11 protein-coding genes are annotated in these 18,831 nt (G+C 44.5%); 3 read left to right on the top strand and 8 right to left on the bottom strand.

Annotated features, from left to right (window positions below):
* Positions 1–5: 5 nt before the first annotated feature.
* From LS482_RS07160 to LS482_RS07135, 6 genes are read right to left on the bottom strand one after another with little or no spacing between them, the layout of a single operon-like run.
* Positions 6–923, bottom strand: a complete 918-nt coding sequence (locus LS482_RS07160) for an endonuclease/exonuclease/phosphatase family protein (protein ID WP_233031092.1) — start codon at positions 921–923, stop codon at positions 6–8.
* Entirely contained in the window at positions 920–2,314 is a 1,395-nt protein-coding gene (locus tag LS482_RS07155) for an FAD-dependent oxidoreductase (protein ID WP_233031091.1), read from the bottom strand. The genes LS482_RS07160 and LS482_RS07155 overlap by 4 nt, the downstream gene beginning before the upstream one ends.
* Before the next feature lie 6 nt (positions 2,315–2,320).
* Entirely contained in the window at positions 2,321–4,066 is a 1,746-nt protein-coding gene (locus LS482_RS07150) for a sodium:solute symporter family transporter (protein WP_233031090.1), read from the bottom strand.
* Between the two features lie 60 nt (positions 4,067–4,126).
* Positions 4,127–5,803, bottom strand: coding sequence for a RagB/SusD family nutrient uptake outer membrane protein (locus LS482_RS07145; RefSeq protein ID WP_233031089.1), 1,677 nt, complete (start codon positions 5,801–5,803; stop codon positions 4,127–4,129).
* A 12-nt stretch (positions 5,804–5,815) separates the two neighbouring features.
* The gene (locus tag LS482_RS07140) at positions 5,816–8,806 is read right to left on the bottom strand and encodes a SusC/RagA family TonB-linked outer membrane protein (RefSeq protein WP_233031088.1); all 2,991 of its coding nucleotides are present in this window, start codon (positions 8,804–8,806) and stop codon (positions 5,816–5,818) included.
* A gap of 53 nt (positions 8,807–8,859) precedes the next feature.
* Positions 8,860–9,990 carry a metallophosphoesterase gene (locus LS482_RS07135; protein WP_233031083.1) on the bottom strand — a complete coding sequence of 377 codons (1,131 nt, stop codon included), beginning with the start codon at positions 9,988–9,990 and terminating at the stop codon, positions 8,860–8,862.
* Positions 9,991–10,310: 320 nt separating this feature from the next.
* On the opposite strand from LS482_RS07135, the gene LS482_RS07130 reads away from it, so the two are divergent.
* Positions 10,311–11,075, top strand: coding sequence for a DeoR/GlpR family DNA-binding transcription regulator (locus LS482_RS07130; RefSeq protein WP_233031081.1), 765 nt, complete (start codon positions 10,311–10,313; stop codon positions 11,073–11,075).
* A 389-nt stretch (positions 11,076–11,464) separates the two neighbouring features.
* On the opposite strand, the gene LS482_RS07125 is transcribed toward LS482_RS07130, so the two are convergent.
* Positions 11,465–13,864: an ABC transporter permease gene (locus LS482_RS07125; RefSeq protein WP_233031079.1), complete on the bottom strand. Its 2,400-nt coding sequence runs from the start codon at positions 13,862–13,864 to the stop codon at positions 11,465–11,467.
* A 121-nt stretch (positions 13,865–13,985) separates the two neighbouring features.
* The gene (locus LS482_RS07120) at positions 13,986–16,412 is read right to left on the bottom strand and encodes an ABC transporter permease (RefSeq protein ID WP_233031077.1); all 2,427 of its coding nucleotides are present in this window, start codon (positions 16,410–16,412) and stop codon (positions 13,986–13,988) included.
* A 443-nt stretch (positions 16,413–16,855) separates the two neighbouring features.
* On the opposite strand from LS482_RS07120, the gene LS482_RS07115 reads away from it, so the two are divergent.
* Positions 16,856–17,419, top strand: coding sequence for an RNA polymerase sigma-70 factor (locus tag LS482_RS07115; protein ID WP_233031076.1), 564 nt, complete (start codon positions 16,856–16,858; stop codon positions 17,417–17,419).
* A 295-nt stretch (positions 17,420–17,714) separates the two neighbouring features.
* A complete protein-coding gene (locus tag LS482_RS07110) occupies positions 17,715–18,662 on the top strand; it encodes a FecR family protein (RefSeq protein ID WP_233031075.1) in 948 nt (315 codons plus the stop codon).
* Positions 18,663–18,831 lie beyond the last annotated feature (169 nt).

Below are 18,831 nucleotides of genomic sequence, written 5' to 3'. Positions count from 1 at the left end.
TCTTTTTAAAGGGCTAATTCGACCGATACAAAATAGTGGTCGCTGGGATAGACTCCATTGCGATTGTCTCTGATAACCTTTGCGGACCTGGCCTTCACAGGGCCTCTGTAAAAGATAAAATCCACTTTGCCTTTATGCTTTTTATTGGAATTCTTTCCGTACTCCCTTCCCTTAAATCCGTGTACCGTATGCCCGGGGTCTTCTTCACCGTGAACTTCGGCATAGCTGTCTATCCATCTGGTTTTGACCATATCAATGGGGGCAGACTTTATATCTGCATTGAAATCGCCCGTCAGGAGCTGTGGAAAATCCTCCGGGTATTGATCACCTTCTTCGACGATCATGGAAACCTGCCGTTTACGCGCTTCGCTGGAAACATGATCCAAATGGGTATTCAGGACCCGGAATTCCCTGTTCGTAGCCCGATCTTTTAACCGGACCCAGTTCACGTGCCTCGCCCTGGCTGTGTTCCATGACTTTGTGCCGCCTAACTGGGGAGTCTCGGACAACCAGTAAGTCCCGGCTGAGATCAGTTCGTACTTTTCCCTGGAAAACATAATGGGGTTTTTGGCAATCCCGTGATATTCCCCGTCCTGATGGGCATCCATTTCCGGGCCTTCAAAACCGAGGGCCGTAAAACCGGGAAAAGCATCTTTAAGATCGCTGTTCTGGACTTCGAGTACCTCCTGGAGGCAAATGATGTCCGGTTGGTGGCTTTTCAGAATATCGAAAAGCAGGTCTTTTCTGCTGTCCCACCCATGTCCTTTTTCTTTGTCCCGGGAAAGTGCTACACGGATATTGGCACTTATGACCTTAAGGGATGCCTTGTTTTCCTGTGCCATCGAAAAAGCACAAAACATCAGGAAGAAGATGCCCGATAGTAGGCAGTTCCGGACTTTATTTTGGGTACTGTCTGGTCTCATAATTCTTGTCGGTTTAAGGCGATTTCTTCATTCAGGTAAGCCCCTTTTTCGAGGAGTTCTTTTTGTACGAGGCGAACATCCAGGGCGGAAGGCAATATCTCGTTGCGAATGGCCAGCCTTGCCGCCCTTCCGGCAGCTTCTCCCATGGCCATGCAGGGTGCCATTACGCGTATGGCAGACATGGCTTCGTGCGTAGTGGAGATGGCCCTTCCCGCTACCAACAGATTTTCAATACGTTGCGGCACGAGGGAGGCGTAGGGGATATCATAGCAATCCCCGCACCAGGTCAGGGTACAGCCGCCGTCGTGCGGATGGTGAAGGTCCAGCGGATAGCTGGCTACGGCGATGGCGTCGTCGAACCGCCTGCACTCCAGGACGTCTTTGCTGGTCATTACATATTTCCCTACGATCCTCCGGGTTTCCCGGATACCGAGGAACGGGGCCATTTTGGTAAAGAAAGCCTTTTCAAACCCCGGCACGTATGCCATGAGGTATTTCTGAATATCTTTGATCTGTTCCCGGCCCTTTACCTCACCATGGGTCAGGTCTTCCGGTTTTGTACCGTCTACGCCGTGCACGCTGGACATGTTGATCCATACTTCGCCTTTACGGAGGCCTGTTATAATAATGGTCCTTTCCGTGTTGAGCGTAAATCCCTCGTTGCGGGCCTTGTTCATCAGGCCGCGTAATCCTACTACGATAAACTGATGGTTTTGCCCGAAATATTCTGCGGGTATAAAATCGGTAAGGTAGGTACGGTGCTCATTGGCGATGCTCATGCGGAGCTTTTCGGTATCCACGCCGCTCATACAGAACATCAGGGTAGGGGGTTGCATCCCGCCTTTTTCATTTCCCTTTTCGCAGGGGACACCTGCCCGGTAAGCTACGTCGGCATCACCACTGCAATCGATGACCGTTTCGGCCAGAATGGCTTCTCTTCCTGCTTTGCTCTCTATGACGATCCCTTTTATCCGGTCATTTTCAACGACAGCATCGACAAAATAGGTGTACAGCAATACCTCGACCCCGCTTTCGAGGAGCATTTCCAGTGCGGTATTTTTAACGGCTTCAGGCTCTACCAGGGTAATGCTCATATGCAGCGGGCAGGGACGGTGTTCGCTGGCTGCATCCTGTTCGGCCAGTCTGTCGATGAACTTCTGGGGGAGCCCCTTGATGATCTGGTTTCCTTTTTGCCCGAGAAACCCGAGGACGGGCAGGCCTATGGTCATGTTCCCGCCCAGGAAGCTGCGGTTTTCCACGAGGATAACCTTCAGGCCATCTTCCGCAGCGGCCTGCGCGGCTGTAATTCCGGAAGGCCCGCCGCCTACGACGATGATATCTGCTTCTGTTCTTACGGGGGTCTTTTTTCCTTTTTCCGTGATGTACTTCATGATGTACTATTTAGTTCGTTCGTCTGAAATTATGATGTTGTACTTATTTTTCTTTTTTTGATACCAGAGTATGGTTGCGCCCAAAAGCGCAAGGCCTATGCTGAAGGATAGTACCAGCATCCCTTTTTCGTCACCCAGCAGGGCTATCAGTGCCATAAGTATGGCTACGATAATGGAAGACCATGCACATAACCTGGCAGGCAGGGCCGAAGCATTTGACGAGAAGCCTTCTGTATATGTTTCCCGGTTGTGCTGTACTTTGTTCCATCCGGGGTAAATTTCCTTGCTGAAAGCCTCGCATACGGCCAGGAGTAGCAGTGGTAACAGGGTTCCCACAATAACTTCTGTCAGGCGTTCATGGACCTGTATGGCAGAGGCCATACCGGAGAGGGCGGAGAATCCGGTAAGGAATCCGTCTTGTTGAAAGCCGATCTTTATGGTCAGCCCGAATACAATACTTATTATGGTAACTGCCCATGCGGTACGGATACCTATTTTCCTGGAGTACAGTCCCCAGATGGTCGGTAGTACAAGGGGGCCGGTAAGTATAGCTACAGAGGCCAGGATATAGCCGGTATAAGTGCCCAGGGCGGGGATGAGCAACGCCCCGGCTATGATGATCCCCCCGAGAAACAGCGTAAAGACGCGGCCGGCTTTTACGAGTTCCCCGTCAGTGGCAGCAGGGCGGAAAATACGCTGGTAAAATTCCGTGGTAAACGCTCCGGCAAAGACATTGAGCTGAGTGGTGGCCATACTGGCTGTTGCCGAACACATGGCGGCGATCATCAGTCCGAGCATACCCGCCGGAAGGACTTCCTGGCTGGCCAGGATATAAGCCTGTTCATAGTCTGCATCGGGATTGAGAATACGGTAGGCCATAGGAGGGATCATCCATATAAAAGGGCTTACAATGTAAAGGATGCCGAAGAGATAGGTTGCCTTTTGGGCATCTTTACTGTTCGGGACACATACAAACCGTTGAACGTATGCCCATTCACCTCCGATCTTAAAGAAAAAAACTACGCTCCACCCTATGAGAAAATACCAGGAGAACTCACTATTGACCAATTCGGTAAAGCCGTCCGGGGCCGAACGGAACAATTCCGAAGGTCCCCCTATTTTGGCCAGGATCAGGGGGACTACGATGAGCACAGAAGCCGAGAGGATGATAAATTGCAGGGCATCCGTCATCAGCACTGCCCATAGCCCGCCCCCGAAAGTGATAAGGATCACCAGGGCGCAAAGTGCCAGTGACGTAAAAGTAACCGAAAGATATCCGGTTTCAGGGTTGGCAAGAAGATGCCCTTCGGACAGGGGGACCAGTGCTGTGATCACCACGGCCAGGGCATAGACGGCCCCGCCCATGGTAAAGAGGCCTACGAGTCCCTGCAACAGGGTATAGAAGTGCACCAGGGACCTTCCGAAGCGGTCGTTGAGAAATTCTGCAGCAGAAGTATACCCGAATTTTTTCCATCTGGAGGCCAGGAACCATCCGGCGAACAGGGCAGCGATGCCTATTACCATGAGAATGGAAACGCTCACCATGCCGAAACGGTAGGCGATGCCTCCCCAGACAACAAAGGTCCCTGCGGAAAAAGTGGTCATAAACGACGAGAGACCGGAGAGCCACCAGGGTGACTTTCCGGCCGCAGCGAACATTTCGCTGGTATTTTTCAGGCGGGAAAAAATACTTCCCATCCCGATGAGGCCTATAAGGTATATGACCAATACGACAATATCTATAGTGTACATGTTTTGTTTATGTATTCATCATTCTTTTTGACTTAAGACATAACATATCTGTCGTTAAGTTTAATAGCCGGGGTTTTGCTCCAATGCTTCATTGGTCAGAACATCTATATTGGGGATCGGGAATAAATAATCCCTTGACGGATTAAAATTCCTGGTTTCCACATGCCTGAGGTCGGAGCCATTTGATACATTGGAATAGTCGGGGGTCCCATACGCGTCGATCTCAGGTGCGCTACTTAGAAATTCATCGGGGATCCTCCCCAGAAATGGTCCCGGCATCACATCTTCGGCAATTTTCCAACGCCGTATATCAAATAGCCTGAGCCCTTCGTTGGCCAATTCGTATTTACGTTCCTTACGGACTATGGAACGCAATTCTTGTTGGGTCTTACCCGATTCTATAGGTGGCATGTCAACACCCGGCCTTTGCCTTACCTGGTTAATGGCATCATATACCGAATCATCCAGTTCTCCCGCTTCAATTTTCGCTTCGGCATAAATAAGGAGAACTTCGGCATAGCGTATCAGGATGATATTAATTTCTGAATTTGTATCGTCGGGCATATCTTTAATATCCGTATATTTTCTCCACAAATATCCCGTGTATGTCGCATAGGCATGAGAGGCATCAATATTTTTAATTCTCGTAGGCGGATTGGTGTTGTAATTCCAGATCTCAGTGCTGTCGTTATGGGTTTCAAACTGGTATCCGAATAAGACAGATCCCGGGAGGACCACGGTTTCATGCAAACGCGGGTCGCGGTTCTCAAAGGGTTTCTCCGGATCGTATACTTCAGATTTATCAATGGAAAGCCCGTCGATGGCTTCATAGGAGTCCACAACGGTTTGTGACGGGACTTCATTGGAGACCCCACCGGCTAAGCGGGATGTCAGGTAATTGGCTGTTGCATGGGTCATGACCCCCCGTAAATATTGTAGTGAAAATATGATCTCATCAGAAGTCTGCCCGTCATAGGTAAAAAGCGCTCCGAAATCGCCGTGCAATTCATAATCCAGGTCCATCACCTCTTTTGCTGCGGCAGCGGCAACATCCCATTTCTCATTGTAAAGAGCTGTTCTTGCTTTTATTGCCAAAGCGGCTCCCTTTGTGGCCCTGCCATGATAGGCATCATCGCCGTGCCTTACCGGCAGATCCATAGCTGCTTCTGTCATTTCCTGTATTACAAACTCTGCTACTTCGTTTTTAGGGGCTCTGGGCACCTGGGCCTCTTCGATGGTCTGGGGAGCGGTTATTAAGGGAACATCGCCAAAGAGTTCAATTAAATAGTGGTAGCTTAGTGCTCGTATAAAACGTGCCTCAGCCTGTGTCTGGTTATAAGTTTCAGCAGAAATCTGATCTTTTAGCTGATCGATATTATCCAAAAGAAAATTGGCCCTGCCTATCGCCTGGTAAAATTCTCTCCAGAATATGAGGACAGAACCATTGTCACTCTCATGGCTGCCGTTTCCTATATGCTGCATCTGATGATTGCTCCTGTTCCAGCTAAGATCTGTTGTGACATCCAGGATTACGGGCCAGGGACGACTTGACTTTGGATTAAAGTTCAAGGCTTTGTAAGCGCCAAACAATCCCATCATCAATTCATCTTCGTTAGAATAAAAAGTTTCCGAAGATGGTCCGTTCAACGGATATTTATCCAGATATCCATCGCTGCAAGCTGCCAGGCAAGCCCCCAGGCAAACTGCAAAAAACCAAAGTTGTATTTTTTTAAACATTTTCATCCCTCTTTAAAAATTAATATCTAAACCTATATTGTAAACTTTTACCTGTGGGTATACGTCCCCTCTGCCTACCGGGGCTTCCACATCATATCCCTTCCAAAAGTTATCGATGGTGAACAAATTCTGGCCTGTAGCATACAGCCTGATCTTATTTGCTCCTATCCTAGTCGAAATTTGTCGGGGAAGGGTATAACCTATCTGGATGTTCTTTAAACGTGCGTAAGAAGCATCTTTCACCCAAAAGCTCGAGTTCTTTTCATTGTTCGCCTCGCTAATGGTGAGACGGGGAAATGCGGCATCGGTATTTTCCGGTGTCCAGTAATCCTTGTGCTGTTCCTGTACCGTGCCACCGTTAAAAAAGGGCATGATGCCTTGTTGATACAAATATCCATCAGCTTTACCTACCCCTTGAATAACAACATTAAAATCGAATCCTTTATAAGCGGCGTTTAAAATGGCCCCGAAGGTATACCTGGGAATCGTGCTGCCAATGATCACATTATCATCGTCATTAATTATACCGTCACCGTTCTGATCCCTGTATTTGATGTCGCCGGGGGCAACATTTCCGAATTGGGTGGCATGGTTCTCTATTTCCTCTTCCGACTGGAACAGGCCCAGGGATTCCAGGCCCCAGATGGAATTTATGGAGTGGCCTTCCCTGCTTACGGTCAGCCCAGTACGGTTTACACCGCGTAAATCCACCACCCTATTTGTAACGTCAGAGATGTTAAAGTTGATATCAAAATGGAAATCGTCGATGGCTTCCCGGTAGGTTACACCAACTTCCCAGCCCTTATTTGTCACCACACCTGCATTTTGAGTGGGTGCTGCCAAGCCTATGGTCAGCGGAATGTTGAGGTCGTACAGAATGTCCCTGGTTTCCCGGGAATAATAATCTGCCGTAACAGACAGTTTGGAGAACAGTGTAAAATCGATACCTACATCTATCATTTCGGTGGTTTCCCATGATATTTCGGAATTGGCCATCGTATTCAAAGCCGCCATATTCACAATTTGTTTGTTAAAACTATAAGTGCCGATGGCAATAGAAGTCGTAAAAGGGTAGTTTCCTATATCCTGGTTACCTAACAGTCCCCAGGACCCTCTTAATTTCAATTCGGTCAGCGTATTTTTTAAAGGCTTCATAAAGCTTTCTTCTGAAATTCTCCAGCCGGCAGACAGCGAAGGGAAAAAGCCGTATTTATTACCCTTGGAAAACCGTGATGAACCGTCATAACGACTATTTATTTCCAGCAGATACTTTTGTTTGTAATCGTAATTTATTCTCCCGAAGAAGGATTGCAGGGCCCATTCCGATTCGTTTCCCGAATTCTGCTGGTTTTCGGCAGACCCCGTATCTAATACCGGATATTCCGGTAGCGGAAAATCATCCCTGGAAGCAGAAAGGTATTTATTTTGATAATCCTCCCGCGATGCCCCCAGCAAAACTTTGAAGTTATGATCGCCGAAGGCTTTCTCATAAGTTGCCGTTGCCCGGAGGTTATTGTAAAGCGACCTGCTGACCTCTCTCGTTAATGTACTTCTGGCCGGAGAGGTATTGGCTACTGTCCCGTCGGGATGGTAGGTGTCTATGGAACCGTAAAACTCATCATTGCTGTATTCTGCGAACCTCGGGGCTATGGTTAATGAAAGTTCCAGGTCATTGACCGGCCTGTAGTTAAAAGTGGAATTGAGCTGTATCCTGGGATAACTGCTGTTTTTCCGAAGGCCGCCTTCCTTGCTAAAGGCAATGGGATTGGCCCCGTTCCACCCTTCACCGTAGGATCCGTCCAAATTTATTCCCGGCTGGTTTGCCGGAATCCGGTTCATCCAGTGGAATACACTTGAAGTGCTTCGCCCCGGTTCTTCAGTTACTTTTGACAAGAGTTGCAGATCGATACTCAGATCAAATTTTTCGGAAAATTTGATATCCATATTATTTCTAAGGGTTAAACGGGTAAAACCCGAGTTTTCAATAATCCCTTTTTGATCAAAATAACCGAAAGAGGTCATAAACCTGACCTTACCGCCACCACCGCTGAGCGTCAGGAAATGGCTGTTCATCAGGCCCGATCCGGTAAGGACTTCTTTTTGCCAATCCGTATCGGGATAGGTATCCGTATCTACTCCTCCGTCTGCAATATAATTCTGAATCAGTTCTTCCGGATACAACGGTTCTCTGCCTGTATTTACATAGGCTACATTGGTGAGCCTCATATGGTCAACGGCATCTACCATATCGGGAAGGTTCGTAGGCTCCTGCCAGCCTACATATCCTTTGTAGTTTATGGCAAGTCCGTCGTCCTCAGAACGTTTTGTAGTGACAAGGATCACCCCGTTGGCTGCTCTCGAACCGTATATTGAGGCCGAAGCTGCATCTTTCAACACGGAGATCGATGCTATCATATTCGGGTCTAAATTATTAAGGTCACCTTCAACACCATCTATAATGACCAGGGGATTGGCACTGCTTAAGGTTCCGACCCCCCTGATACGTATGGTGCCGGCATCACCGCCGGGTCTACCTGATGATTGACTTACCGTTACACCGGGAGCCAAACCCTGTAATGCAGCAGATGCCTGCCCGACAGGTCGGTTGGAAATATTCTGGTCTGAGATCTCGGAAACCGAACCGGTGAGGTTTACTTTTTTCTGTTTACCAAAGCCTACCACAACGACTTCATTCAGGGAGGTGAGGTCCGGGGTCAAAGAAACAGTTATTTCCGGACTTTCACCAACGGTTACTTCCTGTTTGGTATATCCCAGAAAGGAAAATACCAGTGTAGTATCATTTTCGGGTATTTTCAGGGAAAAATTACCGTCAAAATCGGTGGCGGTCCCCGTGGAGGTGCTCTTGATGAGAACAGCTACTCCGGGTAGCGGCACGCCTTCTTCGTCTGTTACATTTCCGGTTATTATGCGCTCCTGTGCAAATCCCGGCAGAGCGAACAGGCATAGAAGGAACATGAAAGAGATTTTCATAGTTTTTTTCATAGTTCTGGTTTTATTAGCTAGTTGTGTTTTGGTTATTTATGTAGATCCTGGTATTAATTATATAAAGAGGTCGTGAATTTGCTGTCTTCATCCTCTTCCAGGATATTGGGCCCCTGTCTGGGAGCAAAAGTGCGTATACCCAGGGTTTCATCGGCGATGTCGAATCTCATGATGCGCATGAGTCCGTTTCCGCCGTTCCGGTCGTTTTGTGTGTAGGGAGGATCTCTCCTCGATTGATAATCGGAAAGATAGGATTTGATGACATTGCCGTTGTATTCGTCTCTGCGAAAACCTTCACCCGAAACGTGTCCGCCCAGCATCAGGAATACATTGCTGTGGTGTTTCATCCTGTCATAGATGATCTCCCCCTGGTTGGAAAAAGAACTTTGCACGCTGTTGTCTCCCTGCCCGTCGCGGGTGTCACTATTGCTCCCGGAAGGTTTCCGGAGCAGGCTGTGGCTCACTACGATCACTTTGTGATTGGGATGGTTTAATATCACCTGGTCTGCCCAGTCCATCACAATGGTTTCGCGATTGGTACTGTAGAACTCCTGGCCGGGAGAGTTGAATTCCAGGTAAATAACGAGGAAGGATTGGCCCGCTGCCGTAAAAATGTCATAATGATTGTCGTTATTGTTGGAACTGCCCTGTGCACCGCCGTACCAGGAAAAGTTTTCCATCCGGTTTCTCCCGAAATAAACGCCGTAACCACTTGCCGTCCCCGGGGAGGACGGGTTCCCGTAAGGCGACTGGTCGTGATTACCCACGGCTATGCCATAAGGGATATTATCGTCTTCCAGCTTGTAGAGTTCCGTTGCCGCACGCTGCCATTCCACGTCGTTGTCCGTACTGCCGTGGTCCACGACATCGCCCAGGTGAACGACATAGGCAATTTTGGAAGTTTCCCTGTTGCGGCGTATCCAGGCGATCTGTTCCCGGAACATATTCATGGTGCCTCCGTGTTTCAGCGAGGTGTAATACTGTGTGTCCGGGAGGACGACAATCTGGAAAAAGGTATTAGCGGAACTGACGGTGAGCATTTCTTCACTACTGATATCCGGTTCGCCATCGTCGCCGGTGCCGGAATCATTACAGCCTGTCATCAGGATCATTGCCAAAGGCAAAAGCAGAAGATATAATATGTCCTTTGCTTTACGGAATGGAATTGTCGGTTTGTTTTTCATAATGCTGTGTTTTGGTTGGACTTTTGGTCGGATATAATGTTATATCCCTGGTTTCAAAAAGACATGTATATTTGTCTTTAATTGTAGCAAAGTAAAGAAATAAAATTAAAAATAACATAATTTAACATAATGAAAGTTATTGTTTTTAAATTTTAAATTAAATAAAACATTAATAAAATAAATTTGAAAGTTAATTAATCGTTAGGAGTTCCGTCCGGATGGAGGCGCAATGTTAATTTAAAATTAGTTTTTTCGTCTTTGTGAAACCTTTTGTAATAATTATTAATTTTATATTAAATCAACCGTTTAAAATGAGAAGTATGGATATAACCGACAGACATGAAATGATTCTTCAGAAACTAAAGGAAGAGGGCAGGGTGAAGATCAATGATCTCAGTGCTTTGCTGAATGTTTCGGGGGTTACGATAAGAAAAGACCTTAAATTACTGGAAGATAAGAAATTACTGTTCCGGACACATGGCGGAGCTTCTATGAGTAATCCGTACATGAATGAACGGACTATTGACGAAAAAGAACATATCAATGCTGAAGCCAAACAGAAGATCGGCAAAGTGGCATTAGATCTTATTAAAGACAACGATTCGATCATTATCGGGTCGGGGACAACGGTGTATACCTTTGCCAATATGCTGCATCCTGAAAAACAGCTCACGGTTATAACTCCGGCGGTAAAAGTTACTCTGGCCCTGTGTAGCCGGCCCAATATAGAGATTGTCCAGCTCGGTGGTATCATCCGCCCCAATTCTTCCTCGGTTGCAGGGACTACTGCGGAAAGTACCCTGGAAGAGATTTCTTCAGGTATCCTGTTTTTAGGGGTAGACGGAATAGATCTCGATTTCGGCCTGTCTATAACCAACCTGGCTGAAGCTACGTTGAATAAAAAGATGATTGAGTCGGCACAGATCCTGGTGGTGCTGGCCGACAGCTCAAAATTTGGTAAAAGAGGGCTGGGCAAGGTGTGTGGCCTGGAGCAGGTGCACTATATAGTTACGGATTCCAATGTGCCGCCCGGCGTTGTGAAATCTTTGGAGAGCAGGGATATTAATGTCATTATCGCAAATTAAGCCCTTTTTATACAATGAAATAAGTTCAGAGAAATTATAGAACCGATAATTCTCCTGTTTTTTAGGGTTCGGTATTCTTGCTTTAAGTTGATACGGACAAAAACAGAAAGTATTATGAAGGTTGAGAATGAATTCAATGTTGTACATTTTTCCAATTCGGGCATAAAAGAAACCAAATCGTAATTTGTTCTGTCGAATTTGGTATACGATGTACTTTGAGTTCTGAGTTATTGGTGTTCAGTGATATTTTAAATTATTGATCAAGATATTTCGAGACTATCCAAGAACATCAAAAAAGGAATGAGATGTTCGAATGTAGTCCCGTCATCTCCACAAAAAACCTCATAACACCAGTGTGTATGAGAGTTTTGTTTTTTGTAGGTTGACAATTATTCCGTTCTTAATGATTTTACCGGGTTTGCAGTGGCCGCCTTATACCCTTTGTAACTGACAATAAGTAGGGTTAGAATCAGGATGCAACCTATGGGTAGTACAAAGACCCACCAGTTGATCTGTGTCCTGTAGGTATAATTTTGTAACCAGTCATTCATAAAATACCAGGCGATAGGTGAAGCTATAAGGCCCGCTATGCCTATCAGTTTGAAAAAATCTTTGGAGAACAGTCCGAGGATGTCGATAACATTGCTACCCAAAACCTTCCGAATACCGACCTCTTTGGTTTTCTGGGCGACAAAAAAGGAGACCAGGCCATAGATGCCCAGACCGCCGATAAAGATGGCCAGGAGGGAAAACAGTCTGGTCAGCGCCAGGAACTGCTGTTCGGATTTGTACATTGCGGCTACGCGATTGTCCAGGAAGTCGTATTCAAAAATAAAATCGGGGAAATAGAATGCCCATTGTTGTTCGATATATTTGAGAGTCTTCCTCGTATTTGTTTTGTTAATTTTGATGCCCAATTCTCTATACCTGCTTTTATTGTGGGGCACCTGAGCTATAAATACGGGGCTGATGGTTTTTTCAAAATCCCGGTCGTGAAAGTCTTTCACTACGCCTACAATGCGCCCCTGGATAAAATCACCACTGATATTTATAGGTTTACCTAATAATTCTTCAGGAGAATTCATCCCTACTTTCCTGACAAAAGTTTCGTTGACAAGTACTTCACTTACGGAATCTTTTTCAGTAAAATTTCTGCCGGCAGCCAGTTGAATATCAAAAGTGTTCAGATAATCTTTATCAGCCATTTTTGCCTGGATTAAGAAATCTTCTTCCTCCGGCTTTTTGCTGAGTTTAACTCCTGTTCCCCAGTCTGTTATTGGGGCTCCGGGACTTGTCATGCAAGCAGATATGTGTTTTATATTGGCGGATTGGGCAATTTTGTTTTTTAGGGCATTTAGTTTAAAGGGTTCTATATCTTTGGGGAGGTCAACCATAACAATTGCAGTAGAATCATAGCCTAAATCGGTATTTATGGCGTATTGAATTTGCTTTCCGATGACCAGTGTGGCAATGATCAAAATTATGGAAATTGCAAACTGAGTGGTTACCAGTATTTTTCGGATAAGTGATCCCCCGGCATCCCTTTGTGTGAGTTTTCTTTTCAAGGCGAGTACGGGAGCTATCCTGGCAAGGATAATTCCGGGATAACTTCCGGCCAGAAAGGCAACACTTGTGAGAAGTATGGTTATAAAACCAACAAACCTGAAATTCAATAAGCCGTTTGCAGAAAGGGATAGATTAAAGGTATTGTTAAAGAAGGGCAAGAAAAGGATGCTTAACCCTAATCCGATGATCAAGGCAACAAAAGTAATTAGGAATGTTTCGATCAAAAACTGTCTGAAAAGCTGGTCTTTAAAACTTCCCAGTGCTTTTCTTACTCCGATTTCCCTGGAACGATAGACAGATTGGGCAGCAGAAATATTTATAAAGTTAATACAGGCGATAAGGATAAGGAAAAAGCCGATAGCCCCCAAGATCCAGAGCAATTTTACATTGATACCGTCTCCATAGCGCGGTTCGAAATGGATTTGGTGGAGCGGTTGTAATTTATAATAGTGTTTACTGTTTTCAGAATTGGGCCTGTACTTGGAAGACCATTCTTCCATCTTTTGTTCTATTTGTAAAAGATTTTGATTAGACCTTAACAATGTATAACATCTTAAATTGCCACTTAGGCCACTCCAGGAATCGCCGGAAAGCCAGGTGTTATATTTGGGAAGTGTTTTAGAGGAAATAAAAACCTGAGAGGTGATCAGGGTGTTTTTGGGTAAATTTTCCAATATTCCCGTAACCCGGATAGTCTCTTTATTCTCCATTACAAATGTACGGTTGATGGGATTGCCATCACCAAACATTTTTTTTGCCATTTCCCGGGTTATAATAGCAGTATTCGGTGCCGACAGTTGATCTGAAAAATTCCCATTGTAGAGCGGGAAGTTAAATATTTGGAAGAAGTCAGGTCCTACAAAAGTGACATCTTCTTTAAAGCGATAAGCAGATTCTCCCGATTCGGGACTAATCAGTTGTTTACCATAAACTACTGCTTTAACTACTTTTTCTGCATAATTGTAATCATTCTTAAAAACATTAGGTAAACCGGGGGGAACAGTTGGCCTGTATTTGATGCCGTCTGAATGCATCTCGGTCACCAGTCTGTATATCCTGTCCGAATCTCCGTGAAAATTATCAAAAGTCAAATGAAATTGTACGAACAGGAAAATAAGAATAGCACAGCCAAAACCCAGGGCCAGTCCCAGGATATTGATCAATGCCACACTTTTTCTTTTGCGGAGATTCCTCCACGCTATTTTAAAATAATTTCTGATCATTTTTTCGGGTGTTTTGGTTGTCTTTGTTGCCGGGTTACTTTATCAGTTATTGTGCTGTATAACCTCATCACCCGGCAACGTAACAACCTACTTAAAACTAAACAAAATTTAAGCTAAACTATCATTCGTTTCTCAGGCTTTGTACAGGATTCGTAACAGCCGTTTTTATGGTTTTAATGCCAACGGCTATAATTACGAGAACAAATACAAAAAGTACCGGAAGCACAAACAGCCACCAGCTCATGTCTATACGCGTGGCAAAGTTGTTCAACCAATTCCGTGCTAACAGGTAAGTGACCGGGACTCCCAGAAATACGGCAATTAAAACAGTTCGCATAAAATCCCTGCTCAACAATAACAATACATTGGAGGTGCTGGCACCGACGACCTTTCGAATGCCGATTTCCTTACGTCTTTTCAGGACCGTAAAGGAAGCGAGTCCGTACAACCCGAGACTGGCTATGATAATGGCCAGTACAGTGAGTATCATGAATACATCCCGGAAACGCTTATCGGCTTTTAACTGCATGTCATAATTACTGTCGAGGAAAAAATAGGAGAACACTGTGCCGGGAAATACTTTTTCATAAATACTCTTTACCTTTTTTATATGGTCTTTAGGATGGCCTCCCGAAAATTTAATGCTGGCGAATTCTGAAAGAGTGTTCTTAAAGCGATGGATGATGGGAATAAAAGGCGCTTTGGGAGATTCCTGGTGGTAATTTTTCAATACTCCCCGGATGGTCCATTTTTCATTCCACATATCTATTTGCTTACCAATGGCAGATTGTGGATCTGGAAGTTCCCATAACCGGATAGCTTCTTCGTTAACAATAACTTCATTTTTTTCCGTGACGGAGTTTTTATCAAAATTACTTCCTGCCAGGAGCTGCATTTCCATTAGAGGGATAAATTCCTTATCTATTTTTGTGATGTAAAAATTATAATAATGCTCTTCTGTGGTTTCTGAAAGGTTAATTCCTGTTGTAGTCGCCATTTCACTCCCGATCTGCCCGGGAACAGTTCCTGAAACAGACACGTTGTTTATATAGGATTGTGTCAGTAATTCCTGTTTGAAAATAGTATAAGCCTTGTCGTTTTTATTGTAGGGTGTTTCTATGGCAACGATCTGCTCTGTGTTTACTCCCTTGTCCAATGCTTGCAGGTAATCCAGTTGCTGTTTCACCGTAAAAGTTTGGATCAACAGGATCACGGTAACGGTAAATTGAAATACAACAAGCCCTTTACGCAATAATACACCTTTACCGGAATGGGAAAAACTTCCTTTCAATACCTTTACGGGCTTAAAAGAGGAAAGCACTAATGCGGGATATAATCCGGAAACAAAAACGCCTGTTGTGAACAATGCGATAAACAGAAGCCAGAAATAAAGGTCGCCAAAAAGAGTAAAAGTTTTCGGGAGACCGGAAATGGAAATAAATTGATGTTCCCCGTCCCATATAAGGATAAAAGCAAGTAAGGCCGCTATGAAATTGACCACAAGTGATTCTATCAGGAACTGTACTTTGAGCTGTGTTTTTGAGGAGCCCGCAACTTTACGGATACCAACTTCTTTTGCCCGGTCCAGAGCTTTTGAGGTGGCCAGGTTTATGTAGTTCACAAACGCACTTACAATAATGAGCAGGGCTACACCCAGTAGCAGGTATACGGATTTGGCATCCCCGTTTATTTCCGGTTCGAAGGTTTTCCTGGAATGGAGGTGTATGTCTTTTATTTTTTGGCCGATAATGACTTCATTGGTTATCTTTTTTTCTCTTTCCAGTTTTTCACTGAAAGTAGCCAGGGAACGGGAAAATTTGTCATAATCGGTATTAGGGGCCAGTTGCAGATAAGTAAAAGTGTTGTTTCCGTTCCAGTTACCTTCTTTCTCCCTATACCATTCTTGCATTTGTGGATCAGACAACAGGGTAGGATAAGAGAGGAGCATGTTGAACTTTAAATGGGTATTGGCTGGACTGTCCGGAATTACGCCTGCAATTTTAAATAAAATATTCCTCCCATTCCTTTTAAGATTCAGGGTTTTGCCGACAATCCGCACATTGTTAAATAATTTTAATGCGGTACTTTTGGTAAGCACTGCTTCATTGGATTGCTGAAACAGTCTTTTTTCTGAGCCGTGGATCAGCGGATAAGTAAATAATTTAAAAAAAGAAGAGTCCACGGCATAAGTCCTGTCCACAGTATATTGTTTGTTACCGATCAGAACGCCTACTTTGGGTTCCCCGATCTGGTAGGCTCTGGTAAAATCCACGACTTCCGAAAGTTCATTTGTCATCAAAGGGCCTAATGGGGGATAAGTTTCACTATCCTGGGCTACGACAGATTCTCCATCCAGGTAATCCACGGTAAGCCTTACGATATCGTCTGCATTTTTATGGGTATTTTCATAGTTCAATTCAAACCGGGCATACTGTACAATAAGCAATGTTATGGCAAATCCCGTAGACAGGCCGATCAAATTGATTAACGTAAAACTTTTCTCTTTCCAGAGATTCCTCCACGCTATTTTAAAGTAGTTTTTAATCATGATTATGGTGTGCCGTTTTGGCTATTTATCATTGCTGTCAGGGTAAACAGATAACCGGTAAATATATTTGGCAATATAATCTATTTGTCCCTGTGTTTTAGCGGTTAATAATCGTGCCAAAGATATAAATATCATTATTTCAAATGGTTATGTTCTGTTGCAATAGTGTGCCTGTACGGTTTTGATACACTTTGTGTTCGGTGGCAATACACTTTTGGGGCTTGCTGTTGTCTCCGGCAAAAATCAAAATGACATGAGGTGACAGGGCCACCGGAGAATTTACAATATCGTAATATATCTCTTTTTATTTTTATGTACTTTGCACACCGTGAAGCGGTTTAAGCTTTTAAAGATCAGGGTAAAAGGGTTTAACCTCCTGGCTTTTAAAGAGCTCCCCTTAATACATTCAAAAAGAAAAATCAGAAAAGGTTTAAACCGATCCAATGAGAGAGGATCATAGCGATAAAGACACTATAACGAAGTTTGGCAGACTTGTCAAAAATTCGGATAGGGAGGCGTTCAACACCTTGTTCGGGCTGTTGTGGGAACCCATGTATACTTACGCCGCCTCCGTTATTATGGATAACTCTATTGCCAAAGATCTGGTACAGGAGGTCTGGATCGACTATTGGCAGCGGAGAGAAGACATAAAAGTCAGCAATATAAAATCCTATTTATACAAGGCGATTCGTTATCGATGCTATAATACGCTAAGGGATTTAAAATTCAACGAAACCCAGATAGAAGCCGCAAATGCTGTTTGCATCACTTCGGAAATTGAACTGGAAGAAGATGTGACCGAATTGTCCAAACAGATAAATGATACCCTTTCAGGCCTGCCCAAAAGATGCCAGGAAGTTTTCCGACTGAGCCGTATGTGTAATGTCAACAACAAGGAAATCGCCGAAAGACTGAATATTTCCCAGCGTTCGGTAGAAAACCAGATATCGCTGGCACTTCGCAAACTCCGCAAAGACCTGTCCGTTATCAGGTTTTTCCTGTTTTGATATCTTCCGTTTTTTTGATCATACTAAGTATGATTCATAATTCGCTTTCTTCACGCTTTTCTTTTTAAATCGCAATACACGAGGGGAAAAGCATTAGTGTATCCCCGTGGCAAAAAGAAACCGTCCAATTCCCGACTCAAAAATTTTAACTCAATTCGTTACCTGAAAGTTAACAGAAATCATCCAGCCATTAAGTAATTGTTAACACTGCATTTTTCAATGTGCGTAACTCCGTGTTTATGGTACTTCTAATTGTAATGCACGTATAATGACAGAAAATGATATTAAAAAATTGATGAAAAAGTACCTGAACGGTACCATAACCAAAAGAGAAGAAACACTTTTGGAACAATTTGACAGTAGCCTTTTGTCGAAAAACGAAAAAAAGGTCTTCAAAGATGCAAATGATAAAAAGCGTATTCAACAAAGACTGTCAGGTGCCATCAATAATCAGATAATAAACGGCCGAAAGAAGGAAAGGTTATTGTTAAATTGGAGGGGGATTGCAGCTTCCGTGGTGTTGATTCTCGGGTTAGGGTATATCTCCTATCATAAAGTGTTGAACAATAAACCCGAAGAACAGCCTGTGCCCCGGGTGGTAAAAACAACAGACTGGGGGCAAAAGCTGAACCTGACCCTGGCAGATGGTACCAAAGTGCGTTTGAACTCCGGCAGTACCATCAAGTTCCCCGAAAGGTTTACAGGCGGGACCCGTGAGGTTGAACTTACCGGAGAGGCTTTTTTCAATGTGGCAAAGAATCCGGACAAACCTTTCGTTATAAGATCCGGTGAGGTAAATACCACGGTCCTGGGAACCTCATTTAATGTTAACACGTATCCCGACCACCGGGAAATAACGGTAACGGTGGCTACCGGGAAAGTAAGGGTCGCCTCAAAAAATAAAGAAGTATTCCTTGCCCCTAACGAACAGGGCATCTTTGACAAAAAATCCAATCACATATCAAAAGAGAAAATCGATATCGCAACAGCCCTGCAATGGAAAGACGGCATTATTCACTTTGAAGACACCACCCTGGCCGGGGTAGCAGAATCGCTCGAACGCTGGTACGGGGTGACCTTTGTCTTTGAGAACGAAAAGATAAAGGATTGCCATCTTACCGCAACTTACGACAATGAAGTATTGGCAGCAGTACTGGAAAGTATCGTACACACAAAAAAGGGATTGCAGTATGAATACCTGGAAGACAACAACATCCTGATAAAAGGGAGATGTACCGATTAATAACTAGAACTAACCTGACCGAAAATCAAATAAGGCCTATGATGTGAAAATCAATAACGTAAAAGGCAGCCTGTTAACACTTTGGCGAGCGGCTACAGACTGCCGACAGTTCAATAATTACAAATACTTATAACCATTAAACATGATGTAAAATTATGAATTTGCCAAC

Origin of the sequence: Sinomicrobium kalidii (assembly GCF_021183825.1) — a bacterium.
Taxonomy (GTDB): Bacteria; Bacteroidota; Bacteroidia; order Flavobacteriales; family Flavobacteriaceae; genus Sinomicrobium; species Sinomicrobium kalidii.
Note: the sequence above shows the minus strand (reverse complement) of the source record. Positions and strands in the feature narration are given on the sequence as shown.